The organism is Youhaiella tibetensis (assembly GCF_008000755.1).
In the GTDB taxonomy this organism is placed as follows: Bacteria; Pseudomonadota; Alphaproteobacteria; order Rhizobiales; family Devosiaceae; genus Paradevosia; species Paradevosia tibetensis.
Genome location: NZ_CP041690.1, coordinates 2,923,760 through 2,936,847, shown reverse-complemented (window position 1 = coordinate 2,936,847; position 13,088 = coordinate 2,923,760). Strand labels below are relative to the sequence as shown.

The window sequence follows — 13,088 nt, the reverse complement described above, 5'->3', positions numbered from 1 at the left end:
GCACCTTCCAATGTCTTCGACACCAGAGGCCGGACGCCTGACGCCCGAGCTGCGTACGACCGGCTTTTACTTCACCCTGTTCATGGCCAACGGCGCAGCGGTGATGGCTCTGCCGCTCTGGCTGGATTCGATGGGCATCTCGGCCGGCGAGATCGGCGTGATCAATGCCGTGCCGATGCTGATGATGCTGCTGGTGAACCTGGTGATCGGCAAGGTGGCCGACCGGGCCAAGGACTGGCGCTCGGTCATCATCATCGGTTCGCTCCTGGCGGGCGTCATCCCGATCGGCCTTTTCTTCGTCAACGAGTTCTGGGGCATTCTGCTGGTCTGGACGCTGGCGGCGCTGCCCAACTCGGCCGTCAATCCGGTGGTCGATGCCGCCACCATGCGCATGACCCGCCGTCGCGGCACCGATTACGGCACCATCCGCGCCTGGGGCACGGTGGGCTACATGGTGCTCAACGCGGCGACCGGCTTCCTCATCGCCAGCTATGGCACGGCGGCCTTCGTGCCGCTCTTCGTAGGCCTGTGCCTCCTGCGTGCCGGCACGGCGCTGGGCCTGCCGCGCTTCCGCTCGCCGGCGCCCCAGCCCACCGTGGCAGACGCCGTGCCGGTGGCCGGAAGGGCGCGCGAGCTGCTCAAGCCGTGGTTCGTGCTGCCGATCTTCGGGTTCGCCATGGTCTTCGGCACCCACTTCATCCTCAACGCCTTTGCGGCCCTGCTCTGGAAGGAGCAGGGGATTTCGGAATCCGTCATCGGGCCGCTGATCGCCATCGGGGCGTTCGCGGAAGCGGCGATGATGTTTGCCTGGCGGCATTTCTCGACGCGCTTCTCGGCGCGACACCTCATCATCCTCTCGGCGGTGGTGGCGGCGGCGCGCTGGGTGGCGATGGCCTTTTCGCCACCGGTCTGGGTGCTGGTGCCCCTGCAACTGACGCACAGCGTCACCTTTTCGCTGGGGTTCCTCGCCTCGATCCACTTCATCACCAACTGGACGAGCGAGGACATCGCGGCCGAGGCGCAGAGCTATTTCGTCGTGCTCCAGCAGTCGATGTCGGTGATCTCGCTCATTGGCTTCGGCTGGCTGGTCGGCCTGATGGGGCCGCATGCCTATCTCGTGGCCGCGCTCTTTGCGCTGGCCGGTGGCGGGTGCGTTTGGGTTTCGCTGCGCATGAAGGCGCCCAAGCCGCGCTAGCGGATGAGTCTCGGATCGCCAAGCGCGGCCTCGAAGGCCGCGCGCAGGCGTTGGCGGTCCTCTGGTTGCGATGGCGTCTCGTTGCCGTTGAAATAGAGCCCGTGCTCGGCCATCAGGTCGAGCAGGAACACGGCCACATAAAGCCGGAACAGGCCGTCATCGGCATGGCCGGCGGCGCGCAGCCAATGGTCGACATAGGCCACCGGCCCGCGATGGGCGATCAGCGCCGCCATGGTGAGCCCCGGAGCCCAACGCGGGTCGCCGAAACAGAGGTCATCGACATCCACGATGCCCGAGAAGCGGCCGTCTGCCGTGACGATGACGTTGCGCGTGGTGGTGTCGTGGAGGAAGGGGCGTGCGGGTTGGGCCTGCAAGGGTGCCCGCCATGCCTCGACGGCCGCGGCCGCCGCATCGGCGAGGGCGGGATCGAACAGGCCGGCGGTGAGGATGCGCTGGCGCGACCGCGCCACGCTGGCGTCGACCACCTGGTCCCAGCGCGCGTGGGGAGCGGTGGCGGCAGTGGCCGAATAGCCGTAGCGGCCCTCCGAGCCAAAGGCGAGTGTCGCCGTCTGCGCGCTGGCGACGGCCCTGGCGATATCGGCGAGCTGCTGGTCGGCGAGGCCATGCATCACGTCCCCCAGGTCGGTGCCGGCGAAGCGCTCCATGGCCACCCAGGGGAATGCGCCTTCGAGTCCGGAGGCGATGAGGGTGGGCAGGGGAACGCCGAGGCGCGCGAGGCGCTCGTCGAGCTGGATGCCGTGCGCCATCTCGGCGCGTTGGGTGGGCAGCCCCATGCGTATCACGATGGGTGGACCGTCCTCGCCCGATGCCTCAAAGACATAGTGGCCCGACCCGGTCGAGAAGCGCCAGACCCGGGCCTCGGTCCAGCCCGTGGCGCTGCGCGCGGCTGCGGCCGCTTCGACCGCCGTAGGGCCGCTCACGAGATGGCCCGGTAGGCCTGGGCGATACGGGCGGCCATCTGCGCCATCTCGTCCGCCGGGATATCGAGCACGCCGTTCTCGGCCATCAGGGCGTGGTATTGCTGGTGCTCATAGGGAACGCCCCGGGGCAGCGGCACGACGTGCCAGTGAAGGTGCCGGTTGCCCTGCTGGCTGCCGAGCGAGAGCACGTAGATGCGCTCGGCGTCGAAAACCTGCTTGAGGGCCTGGGAGAGACGATGGACGCGGTCCTGGAGCGCGAGGTACTGGGCGCGCGTCAGCTCGCCCGCCAGGTCCTCCTGGTGCGCGACCGGCGAGACGAGGGCGTAGCCGGGCAGGGTCGGATATTTGCTGAGGAAGATAACCGCCTCGTCGTCGCGCGCGATGGTGTGGTGGAAGTAATCGGGATGACCGGCCAGGAACTGGCAGATGAAACAGGCGCCCTCGCGCGTGCGCCGCGTATAGGCGTCAAGGTCGAAATCCATGCGCTCGGTCATCGGCTCCCCCACGAACGGATCACGATACTAGGCAGCGCCGGGGCGCAGGCAAGCGGTCCCAAGAAAAAACCCCGCACGAGGCGGGGTTCTTGAAGTGTGACGCTTTGGAGGTTCCTCAGCTCAGTCGGCCCGAGGCGTGGGCCAGCATGGTGTAGACCTTGCCCCGATCCGACAGCAGGTATTCGCGGGTTTCGGCAGCGGCGCGCGGGCCGGAGGCGGCACGCTTGAGGAGCTGTTCGAACTCGATCATGTAGGACTGCGCCGTGCGGGCGAAGTCGGCGTCGCGCTGAAGCTTCTTGCGGACGTCGTCATAGGTGCCCTGGCCGGAGAGCGTATAGATCCGGCGCGAGAAGACGTTGGATTCGCCGGCCTGGTAGCGGGCCCATGCATCGCCGAACGCGGGTTCGTCCATCGAGCGGGCGATCTCGTCGGTGAGGCTGGAAAGGCTCGCCTGGCCCGATGCCTGCTGCTTGGCCGTGGCGTTGCGCAGCACGTCGCGCAGCCAGCCGCCATTGTCATCGCGCGAGGCGGTGGCGACATCGGCTTCGGGCTCGCGGCGCGGTGCGGGCTGCTGCACGGCCGGCTGCGGGGCAGGGGCGGCGCGGGGCGGCTCCGGCTGGCGGTATTCAGGCTGGCGATAGGCCGGGGCTTCCTGGCGCGGCTGCGGGGCAGGGCGCGCGGCAGGACGACGTTCCTCGGCATCGTGGGTGGCCGACTGCGAGCGGACGATGGCGTTGAGCTCGGAGAGGGCTTCGATCTGCTCGGCCACCACGCGGCGCATGGCGGCGGCGCTGGCACGGGTTTCTTCGGGCAACTCCACCACGCCGCGCTGCAGTTCGGCGCGGGTGGCTTCGAGTTCGGAACCCACTTCCTTGGCGGTGGCGCGCATGGCCGAGGCGGTGTCGTTGAAACGACGGGTCGCCTCTTCGATGGCCTTCTGCATTTCGGCCACCATGCGCTGCTGGGTCTGGCGCAGGGTTTCGTCGGCGCGCTGGCCCTCGGCACCGGCCGTGTTGCGCAGCTCGGCAAGGCGGGCGGCGACTTCGGTCGTGGTGGTGTTGAGCGCGTCCTGCACCGAGCCGGTGGCCGTGGAGAGCGCGTTGTTGACGTTGCCGCTGGTGAGCGAGAGCGCGGCGGACACGCGATTGGCGGTTTCCGACAGGGCGCCCGAGACCGAGCTGGTGGTGGTGTCGAGAACCGATTCCACCGAGGCCGACGATTCCTTGAGGGCGTCTTCCATCGCCTTGCGGGCGACGATCAGGCGGCGTTCGGTATCGTTGACGGTATCGGCGATCGACTGGGCGAAACCGCGCATGCGGGTATCGATGTCGTCGGCGCGAGCGGCGAAGCTGGCGGCCAGGGCATCCATGGCGCCGCGGCGATCCTCGAGGGTCTGCAGCGAGAACTGGCCGGTGGCCTGCAGGTTCTCGGCCGCCTTGCCCATGCTGTCGGTCTCGGCATGGAGACCGCCCAGGAGGGTGCTGAACTCGCTGAGCATGCCGCGGATGGTCTGCTGGAGCGCCGAGACGTGCTCGGTGACCAGCTTGCCGGCCTGCTCGGTGGAGCCGATCGCGTCGCGAACGGTGTTCGAGTAGGTCTGCGTCTGCTGGGCGACGGCGGTTTCCAGGTTCGCCAGGTTGCTGGTCGAAGCGTCGAGCACGCGCTGGAGCAGGATATTGCTGTCGTTGAGCTTGCCGAGCGCGGCGGTGACATCGGTGAGGATGCGCGAGGTCGAGACCTGCATGACGGCTTCGGCTTCGCGGGCATTCTCGGCGAGGGCGTCACGCAGCACGTTGCCGTGGTTGGCCAGCACGCCCTGAAGCAGGTTCGACTTCTCGTTGACGATCGAGGCGAACATGTTGGTGTGCTGGGAGAGCGACTGGTTGAGCGCGCTCATGCTGGCGCCGATATCGTGCGCAGCGACCGAGGCCTTGTTGGTGACCAGGTCCTCGATGGTCGAGGCAGCGTGCTGGATCTGGACCAGGGCCGAGCGCACCGCCGAGTCCATGCGGTTGGCATGGGCCGAGACTTCGTCCGAAATGCCGGCGGTGGCGACGCTGATACGCGTGGCGATGGTTTCCTCGATGCGATCGGCGCCCGATTCGAGATCGGCCATCGACTGGACGAGGGACGTGTTGATCGCGGCGTTGAGCGCGGCGAGGCGGTCGGCAGTGATGTCGGCACGGGCGGTGATGGCCTCGGGCAGGGTGCCCAGGCGATCGTCCACCAGCTCGGTCAGGGTCTTGCGGGCCGATTCCACGCCGGTCTCGATGATGTCGGCGGCGCGGCGGCTGGATTCGCCCACGGTGGCCGCGGCCTGGTCGATACGGGCGGTCACGCCGCTTTCGGCATGGACGATGCGCGAGATGGCGTCGTCGATGCCCTGGCCGAGGTTGGAATTGACCTCGGCGACCTTGCTGGCGATGAGGTCGGAGACCTCGCTGGCGCGGGTGCCCAGGGTGTCGGAAACGTTGCGCAGGCTCTGGTCGATCTTGTCATGCGCGGCCGAACCCTGCTCGTCGATGGCGCGGGCCAGCTCTGCGGTGCGGGTGGCCAGGGCATCGGAGATCGAGGCGGTGTGGCTGCCCAGGACTTCGGAAAGCTGCTGGGTACGCATGCCCAGGGCGTCCGAGAGCTGCTGGGAGCGTTCGCCGATGGTGCCGGCGAGCTGGCGGGTACGCCCGTCGAGCGCGTTGGTGACTTCGCTGGAGCGTTCCTCGAGCGTGGCGGCCATGTGCTCGGTGCGCTCGGTGATTGCCGCGGCCAGCTCCTCGGTGCGGCCCTGGAGGGCGTCGCTGAGCAGGTTGGTGTGGCTCGACAGGGCGTCGGTGAGGGCGCTGGTGCCGTTGACCAGGGCGCCGGTGATGCGGTCGGTGTGGCCATCCATGGTGGTGGCGACATTGGCCGAGTGCTGCTCCATGGCGTTGGCCAGCTTCTCGGAGCGGTTGTCGAGTGTGGTCGAGAGCTGGATGGTGCGCGCTTCGAGCTCGCTTTCCAGCGCCCCGATGCGGTTGCCCAGGGTGTCGGCGAGCTGGGTGGTGTGGCTGTCCAGCGAGTCCGCGAGGATGGCCGTGCGGGTCTCGAGCGTGGACGAGAGCGCCGAGGTCTGCGTTTCGAGCGCGTCGTTGAGCGCTGCGGTGCGGCTGTCCAGCGCGCCCGAAAGGGCCGAGGTGCGCTCGTCGAGCGTGCTCGTGAGGTGCGAAGTGCGGCTCTCGAGGGTGTCGGCGAGGTGGCTGGTGCGCGATTCCAGGCTGTCGGCCAGCTGCGAGGTGCGGGCCTGGAGCGTGTCGGAGAGCTGGGTGGTGCGGTTGTCGAGCGTGTTGGACAGCTCGGTGGTGTGCGTGGCCAGGGCGCCCGAGAGTTCGATCGTGCGGCTCGAGAGCGCGTCCGAAAGCTCGCCCGTGCGGCTCGAAAGCGCTTCGGTGAGTTCGCCGGTGCGGCTCGAAAGGGTCGCCGAGAGTTCGCCAGTGCGGCCGGCCAGAGCTTCGGAAAGCTCGGCGGTGCGGGTCGAGAGCTCGTCCGAGAACTTGCCGGTATGGCCTTCGAGCGCGGTGGTCAGCTCGCTGGTGTGGCCGGCGATGGTGTCGGACAGCAGGCGGCTGCGGTCGTCCAGGGCATCGGCGAGGATGCGCGTGTGTTCTTCCAGGCTGCCCGAGAGTTCGCGGGTGCGGTCGCTGACGGCTTCGGTGATGTACTTGGCCCGGGTGTCGATGGTCTCTGCCATCTCCTGGGTGTGGCGGGCCACGACGTCGTTGAAATGGCCGGACTTCTCGTCGAGCGCCATCTCGAGGACGTTGGCGCGGGCGGTGAAGGTCGAGGCGTGGCGGTCGAGCGCTTCGATGATGTGCTCGCCCTTGGTGCCGAGCACGTTGTCGAGCGAGTGCAGGCGCGTGTCGATGCCGCTGGAGATTTCGTCGAGGCGATTGTCGAAGGCCGAAAGCGATTCCTGGCCGGCGCTGGCCAGCGTCAGGCGGGCGCGCTCGGAGGATTCGTCGAGAGCCCCACCCAGTTCGATCAGGGCCGACTGCAGGCGGCTTTCCATCGAATTGATATGGATCGAGACGCTTTCGTCGAGCTGGCGCGACAGGGTGCCGAGCACGAGTTCGGCCTCGTTGGTGCGGGCCGAGATGTCGGTCGAGATGCGCGAGCCGATGCTCTCGAGGGCGCCGGACACTTCGTGGCCGCGATCGCGGAGCTGGTCGAGCAGCGCCATGCCGCCTTCCGAGAGGAGGGAGGCGAGGGCGGCGGTGCGGGTGTCGATCTCGGTGGAGAACGAGTTGGAGCGCTGGTCGAGCGCGTCGGTGAGCGAGCTCACGCGGGCATCGATCAGGGCGGCCAGTTCCTCGGTGCGGCCATCGAACGCGCCGGTGACGCTGGAGGTGCGGTCCTCGAGCGTCATGTTGAGGCGCGTGGCGCTCTCATCGAGCTGGGAGATGAGGTCCGAGGTGCGGTTGTCCATCAGCGAGACGAACGAATCCGTGCGCTCGGCGAAGGCGTTGTTGAGCGTGGCGCCCGCGGTTTCGAGCGCCTTGGTGAGGTTGCCGCCGTTCTCGACCAGGGTCCCCGAGATGCGCTGGCTGATCATGTCGAGGTCGAAGACCAGGCCCGTATGGGACTCGGTGATCGCTTCGCGGACCTTGTCGGTATTGGTGATGACCGCTTCGCGCTGGTTGGCGAGTTCGGCGATGAGCGCGCGCATGCGCTGCTCGTTCTCCGAATAGGTCTTTTCGAGCGCGGTGACCTCGTTGTGGATCATCACCTCGAGCTCGCCGGCGCGCGACAGGGCGCGCTCGAGGCCATCGCCGAGGGCGTTGACTTCGCGGCGGACGGCCTGGCCCACCGAGGCGACCTTTTCGGAAGCGGTGGTTTCGGGCTCGGCCAGGCGCACGGCAGCCTGGGTGATGGAGGTGGCGGCCAGGCGCAGGTCCTGCGCGCGGCGCACGAGCGTGGCGATGGCAAAGAAGCCGATGACCGGGATGATGACGATGCCCAGCCAGGTCATGAATTCGAGCGAGCCGATGAAGCCCGGCTTGGCGAAGTCGCCGCTGAAGCGCAGCGCCCCCGCAATGACCGTGCCCAGCACCCAGACGGCCGAGGCGCCCAGGGCGACCCAGGTGGGGGTGGAGGAGGCCCGGGTCTGGAGCCCGTAGAGAATCTTGGAGCCCTGCAGCCTGTCGTCGTTGGCGACCGAGCCTGCCTGGGCGGCAATCTTGTCAGCGGTGCGCAGGCGCTCCGAGCGCGGTTGCGTGGCCGAGCGCGAGGAGGGGGGCGCGGTGTCCGTATCGAACACCGATGCCTTGAGAGCATCCTCGACTGCCGAAAAGGCCAACGCGGCGGGATCGTTTGCGGGTGAGTTCGATTGTTTCGCCATACTCTTTACAACTCTTGCGTCGGCAGTTCCGACAGGGCGGCGCGCGAGTCAGTATGAAGCGCGACCCGTTTCCAGGACGACCCTCAAATCGGTACAATGCGACACAAATACGTTCGATTGCCCCGGCACCTACGCCGCCGCGCGTTGGTAACATACTTTTATACGTCAAATTTTATGCAAACCGAACCCTTTCTTAATGAAAGGTTAATTTTCACAGTGGGGAACTGCGCAAAGCCGCAGGCAGCCGGGAGTTCTTCCGTTTACCATCCGGCTTAAGCAGCGATTCAGAGCGGAGCCATAGGTTCGAATCACCGGGCGCAGAAGCGGCCGGTGAACCACAAGGATGGTGGCCTATGGCACGCTCCCTGGAAGCCCTGTTCCCCGCGGCATACGAAGCCGCGGCGCGACGCAGGCCGATCGATCTGGTGCATCTCGCCAAGCAGACGCTGGGCGACTGGGCGCTCGAATGCGAAGTGATGCGCATGTTCGATGAAGTGGCCCGCACCTATTTCGGGCGGCTTGAGGCTTCGACGAACAGCCAGGAGCTCCTGGTCAACCTGCATGCCCTCAAGGGCGCCGCCTCGGGCGTAGGCGCCTGGGGGATCGTGGACATGTGCAAGCTTGCCGAACACGAAGTGCGCCAGGGCGATATCAATCCCGAGCGGATCGACGATATCGCCATGACTGTCGAAGAGACGCGGGTCTTCATCGCCGAACTGCTCGAGGACGAGCCGATCTGAGGGGCTAGGCCTTGCGCTTGCGGTTCCGGCCGACCGGGCCGATGCCCTCCGCGTAGGTGCGGTTGCGACCATTGTGCTTGGCGGCATAGAGCAGTTCATCGGCACGCTTGAGCGCGCCGTCCAGGTCTTCTCGATCGCGCAATTGCACGACCCCAAGGCTGGCGGTCACCGACAGCCCGGTTGCGATCTCGTCAAAGCCGGTCGCCGCCACAGCAAGGCGTAGCCGCTCGGCAAAGGCCAGCGCCTTTTCGGCATCGAGCCGGGGCAGGATGGCCACGAATTCCTCCCCACCCTGGCGGGCCACCAGGTCGCCCTGGCGTGTGTTGGCGCGCAGCGTGTGGGCGAAAGCGCTCAGCACCTCATCGCCCGCGGCATGCCCATAGCGGTCGTTGACCGACTTGAAATTGTCCAGGTCGCAAACGATCAGCGAGATCGGGCGCGAGGCGTGATCGGCCATCAGCGCCTGCATCTCGCTTTCGAGGCCACGGCGGTTGGCAAGGCCGGTGAGAGGATCGGTATCGCGCTCCTTTTGGGCTTCCGACAGGGCGTCGCCCATGGTGGTGACGATGACGCCGATGCCGGTGATGAGCCCGAGGACCGCGAAGGCGAAGGTGGTGGCGTTCCAGAATGCAGTCTGGCTGAAGTCGGCGGGATCGGAACTGCCGATGCTGCCCGCGGTCAGCACCGTGCGCGGGAAGAAGTGCAGCGCCAGCACCAGCACCAGCCAGAACAGCAGTTTGTCGGTGCGGCTGCCGCGCGCCAGCGAGCGGGCGAACCAGGTCGCCACGAGCATGATGGCGCCCAACCCGAAATTGAGGATGTAGACGCGGGCGACCAGGTGGTAGTCGATCGCGGCGAAATACCAGATACCCACCACGATCGCGATGCCCATGCCGACCAGCACCGCGCCGGCGCGGCGCCGGTGCACGCGCTCGAGCACGCCGAGCGAAAAGGCCACGGCGCCGGCGCTGTAGGCGATGGCCGAAGCGACGGCATTATCCACCGAGGCGGCGGGGATCTGGCTGATCTGTATGGCGAGCCCGAGCCCGAAAAGCGCGAAGCCGGCGGCCATGCAGGCGATCTGCCCGTTCTGCTTGCGCCAGGCCCACAGGCCCCCGATGGCGGCCGCGAAAATGAACAGAAGGATCGGCTGGATGAAGGCGATATACATGGGATAGGCCTTTGAATCCTCTCGACTTCGCCAAATATCGGGCGGGCATGAACATGCCACTAGCGCGATCGGTCAAATTGCCCGGATCGCGCCGGCTCGGCGCGCTGGCCTGCCATGCAGGCGCGCGCCTTGTCGCAAGGGGCCGCCGCCGCTATATCCCTTGCAACACATCGAGAGTGCACAATCGTTAATGACTAAGATCACCTATGTCGAGCCCGACGGATCGCGCATCGAGGTCGAGGCCGAAAATGGCTCGACCGTCATGGAAAACGCCATCATGAACGGCGTGCCGGGGATCGTCGCCGAATGCGGCGGCGCCTGCACCTGCGCCACCTGCCACGTCTATGTCGATGATGCCTGGACCGAAACGGTCGGCGGCCCCTCGGTCATGGAAGAGGACATGCTCGATTTCGCCTTCGACGTGCGCGAGAACAGCCGCCTGTCCTGCCAGATCAAGGTGCGCGACGAGCTGGACGGGCTGGTCGTGAACGTGCCCACCCGCCAGGGCTGAGTCCGCGCTCCCCGGAAAGAGCCGGGCGGCAACTCCCGGTTTTTCCTTGCGCGCGAGGCGCGATGCCTGTCCGATAGCCCGCCATTTGGGGGGAATCGACCGACAGCATGACCGACCAGTCGTTGAAATCGGAGGCGTGGGCCTTTCCGGCGCTGCGTCCGCCGCGCCTGGGGCCGGGCACGTTTCTCACTCTTGCGACCATCGTCTTTGCGGCGATGTGGTTCTACCCGGTGTGGGCCACGTTCTACCGCTCGCTCTCGAGCGGCAACTTTCTCGCCGACTACTATCGCGTCATCACCACCACGCAGTTGCCGGTCTGGTATCTCAATTCGGTCGTCACCTCGGCGGGCGTTACGCTGGGCGTGCTCGTGACCGGCGCCACCTGCGGCTATGCGCTGTCGCAGCTGAGCTTTCCCGGCCGTAAAGTGCTCTGGTGGATCGTGCTGGCGAGCTTTGCGGTGCCGGTGCAGGCGCTCATCATCTCGCATTTCTTCCTGATGTTCCGCATGGGGTTCATCAACAGCTGGATGGGCGTGATCCTGCCCCAGCTGATCGCGCCCCTGGCGGTCATCGTCTACAAGCAACATTTCGACAGCCTTCCCAAGGAATTGCGCGAGGCGGGCATCATGGACAGCGCCTCCGAATTCCGCATGCTGACCAGGCTCTACCTGCCGCTTTCGGGCGGCATCACCGCCGGCCTGGGCATCATCACCTTCATCGGCGCCTGGAATGCCTTCCTCTGGCCGTTCCTGGCGGTGACCAGGGACGAAAAGATGAACGTCGCCGTCGCCATCGACCAGGTGCCGGGCGCCGGCAACTCCACCGTCGTCATGGCCGCCCTGCCGGCCATCGTGGTGTTCCTCGTCTTCCAGAAACGCATCATCGCGGCCATCACCACGCAGGGCAGCGTCAAGGGCTAGGCTCCCGGGCTCTGGCAAGTGGCCGGCCGCTCGCCAGCAGGTATCCCTCCCCACCAGGGGAGATAAGTTTAAGCTGCTTCCCGAACCGCTCCCTACCATCACCCCCTACGACGAAACCGCATTTGCTCATCGCGGCCCGTCGCAGAAATCCCTTTCCCTGCGCCGACGCCCAATCGCCGCTTTCGCGTTTCCTCGCACATGCCAATCCAAGATTGGTTTTCGCCGGGGCGGCCCTCGCCGCCAACGCCATTCTACCGGGGTCGAGCGGAGGGGAATATTAAAGCTATTGAACCCCGGCGCCTTGTGAGAACTCCAGCAAAACCAGTACTTTCGGGGCCTCATTCAAGGGTCTCCAATGGGTGCACTCAACACATTTCCGTTGAGCTACAAAGTTCAGGGTCAGCGCATCGTCATCGTCGGCGGTGGAGAAGAAGCCCTCAACAAAGCCCGGTTGGCAGTTAAGACTACCGCTCAGGTCGTGATTATCGCAACGCAGGTCGAGGCCGACTTCTCCGGTCACGACGTGACGCTGGTCGAACGGGCCTTCCGCCCCTCCGATCTCGATGGCGCCGCGCTGGTGTTCGTGGCCGATCACGGCGCCGATGCCGAGGCTGCCATCGCTGCCGCCCGGACCCGCAACATTCCACTCAACGTCGTCGACGTTCCGGCCGAGTGCGATTTCTACACGCCCTCGATCGTGGAGCGCGCGCCGCTCACCATCGCCATCTCCTCGGAAGGCGATGCGCCCGTGCTGGCGCGTCTCATCCGCGCCCGCATCGAGGCCATGCTGTCGCCGCGCCTGGGCGCCATCGCCCGGCTTGCCGGTTCGCTGCGCGAGCGCGTTGCCGCGACGCTCGGCAAGGCCGAGGCCCGGCGGTTTTACGAAGAGCTCGTCACCTCGCCGACCATCGAACGCGCCGTCGAGGCCGGGCAGGGCTCTTCGGCCGCCGCCGCGCTTCTCGATGCTCACGCGCAGACGGCGGGCAAGGGCGTCGTGTGGCTGATCGGAGCCGGGCCGGGCTCGGAGGATCTTCTCACCCTGCGCGCCCAGCGTCTGCTGCAGGAGGCCGACGTCATCGTTCACGACCAGCTTGTGCCGCAGGTGGTGGTCGACATGGGCCGTCGCGATGCCGAGCGCATCCCGGTGGGCAAGGCCAAGGGCAATCACACGTTCAGCCAGGCGCAGATCAATACGCTCATCGTCCGCCTGGCCGGGCAGGGCAAGAAGGTGGCGCGCCTCAAGTCGGGCGATCCGATGATCTTCGGCCGGGCCGGCGAGGAAGTCGCGGCGCTGCGCAAGGCTGGCCTCGACTACGTCATCGTGCCCGGCGTCACCGCCGCGCTTGCCGCTGCCGCCGACACGGCGACGCCGGTGACGTTGCGCAAGGTTTCGAGCGGGTTCGTGATGGCGACGGCGCACGGCGCTGACGATGGCGATCTGCATCACTGGGCGGCGCTCGCCGCCTCCGGGATGACCGTGGCGCTCTACATGGGCAAGAGCAATGCCGCCGAGGTGGCGCGCTCGTTCATAAAGCATGCGGCGTCCGTTCATCTGCCGGTCGGAATTGTGGCCAATGCCGGCCGGGCGGAGCGGTCGCTCTATCGCGGAACGCTGGGGGAACTGGCGGCGGGAGCCGCCGATTTCGCCGACGGACCGGCAATCATTTTCGTGGGCGAGGCGGTGGCGCATGGCGATTGGGCCGATGCCGCATCCGTCGCGATCGAGGAATACAAGGTAGCCTGAC

General features: G+C 66.8%; 9 protein-coding genes. 5 read left to right on the top strand and 4 right to left on the bottom strand.

Annotated elements, in window-relative coordinates; genetic code table 11:
* Positions 1–10 precede the first annotated feature (10 nt).
* Positions 11–1,195: an MFS transporter gene (locus FNA67_RS14345; RefSeq protein WP_147656478.1), complete on the top strand. Its 1,185-nt coding sequence runs from the start codon at positions 11–13 to the stop codon at positions 1,193–1,195.
* On the opposite strand, the gene FNA67_RS14340 is transcribed toward FNA67_RS14345, so the two are convergent.
* From FNA67_RS14340 to FNA67_RS14330, 3 genes are all read right to left on the bottom strand, one after another.
* Positions 1,192–2,136 carry a phosphotransferase family protein gene (locus tag FNA67_RS14340; protein WP_170267318.1) on the bottom strand — a complete coding sequence of 315 codons (945 nt, stop codon included), beginning with the start codon at positions 2,134–2,136 and terminating at the stop codon, positions 1,192–1,194. The two genes, FNA67_RS14345 and FNA67_RS14340, sit on opposite strands and share 4 nt — an antisense overlap.
* Positions 2,133–2,630 (bottom strand): HIT family protein, encoded by a 498-nt coding sequence (locus FNA67_RS14335; RefSeq protein ID WP_147656473.1) that lies wholly within the window; start codon positions 2,628–2,630, stop codon positions 2,133–2,135. The genes FNA67_RS14340 and FNA67_RS14335 overlap by 4 nt, the downstream gene beginning before the upstream one ends.
* A 115-nt stretch (positions 2,631–2,745) precedes the next feature.
* Positions 2,746–8,001, bottom strand: coding sequence for an apolipoprotein A-IV repeat region-like domain-containing protein (locus FNA67_RS14330; protein WP_147656471.1), 5,256 nt, complete (start codon positions 7,999–8,001; stop codon positions 2,746–2,748).
* 353 nt (positions 8,002–8,354) lie between these two features.
* Here FNA67_RS14330 and FNA67_RS14325 point away from each other — a divergent pair, with 353 nt between their 5' ends.
* Positions 8,355–8,741: an Hpt domain-containing protein gene (locus FNA67_RS14325; RefSeq protein ID WP_049705804.1), complete on the top strand. Its 387-nt coding sequence runs from the start codon at positions 8,355–8,357 to the stop codon at positions 8,739–8,741.
* A 4-nt stretch (positions 8,742–8,745) separates the two neighbouring features.
* On the opposite strand, the gene FNA67_RS14320 is transcribed toward FNA67_RS14325, so the two are convergent.
* Positions 8,746–9,912, bottom strand: coding sequence for a GGDEF domain-containing protein (locus tag FNA67_RS14320; RefSeq protein WP_147656469.1), 1,167 nt, complete (start codon positions 9,910–9,912; stop codon positions 8,746–8,748).
* 190 nt (positions 9,913–10,102) lie between these two features.
* On the opposite strand from FNA67_RS14320, the gene FNA67_RS14315 reads away from it, so the two are divergent.
* The 3 genes from FNA67_RS14315 (at position 10,103) to cysG (ending at position 13,087) form a co-directional block, all read left to right on the top strand.
* Entirely contained in the window at positions 10,103–10,423 is a 321-nt protein-coding gene (locus FNA67_RS14315; RefSeq protein WP_049705802.1) for a 2Fe-2S iron-sulfur cluster-binding protein, read from the top strand.
* 107 nt (positions 10,424–10,530) lie between these two features.
* The gene (locus FNA67_RS14310; RefSeq protein ID WP_053167923.1) at positions 10,531–11,343 is read left to right on the top strand and encodes a carbohydrate ABC transporter permease; all 813 of its coding nucleotides are present in this window, start codon (positions 10,531–10,533) and stop codon (positions 11,341–11,343) included.
* A 355-nt stretch (positions 11,344–11,698) separates the two neighbouring features.
* Entirely contained in the window at positions 11,699–13,087 is a 1,389-nt protein-coding gene (cysG, locus tag FNA67_RS14305; RefSeq protein ID WP_147656467.1) for a siroheme synthase CysG, read from the top strand.
* Position 13,088: the final 1 nt, after the last annotated feature.

Bases quoted from the DNA above. Each gene is read 5' to 3' on its own strand.
- FNA67_RS14310 (WP_053167923.1), top strand. From the start codon at position 10,531: ATGACCGACCAGTCGTTGAAATCGGAGGCGTGGGCCTTTCCGGCGCTG.
- FNA67_RS14325 (WP_049705804.1), top strand. From the start codon at position 8,355: ATGGCACGCTCCCTGGAAGCCCTGTTCCCCGCGGCATACGAAGCCGCG.
- FNA67_RS14330 (WP_147656471.1), bottom strand. From the start codon at position 8,001: ATGGCGAAACAATCGAACTCACCCGCAAACGATCCCGCCGCGTTGGCC.
- cysG (WP_147656467.1), top strand. From the start codon at position 11,699: ATGGGTGCACTCAACACATTTCCGTTGAGCTACAAAGTTCAGGGTCAG.
- FNA67_RS14315 (WP_049705802.1), top strand. From the start codon at position 10,103: ATGACTAAGATCACCTATGTCGAGCCCGACGGATCGCGCATCGAGGTC.
- FNA67_RS14335 (WP_147656473.1), bottom strand. From the start codon at position 2,630: ATGACCGAGCGCATGGATTTCGACCTTGACGCCTATACGCGGCGCACG.
- FNA67_RS14320 (WP_147656469.1), bottom strand. From the start codon at position 9,912: ATGTATATCGCCTTCATCCAGCCGATCCTTCTGTTCATTTTCGCGGCC.
- FNA67_RS14345 (WP_147656478.1), top strand. From the start codon at position 11: ATGTCTTCGACACCAGAGGCCGGACGCCTGACGCCCGAGCTGCGTACG.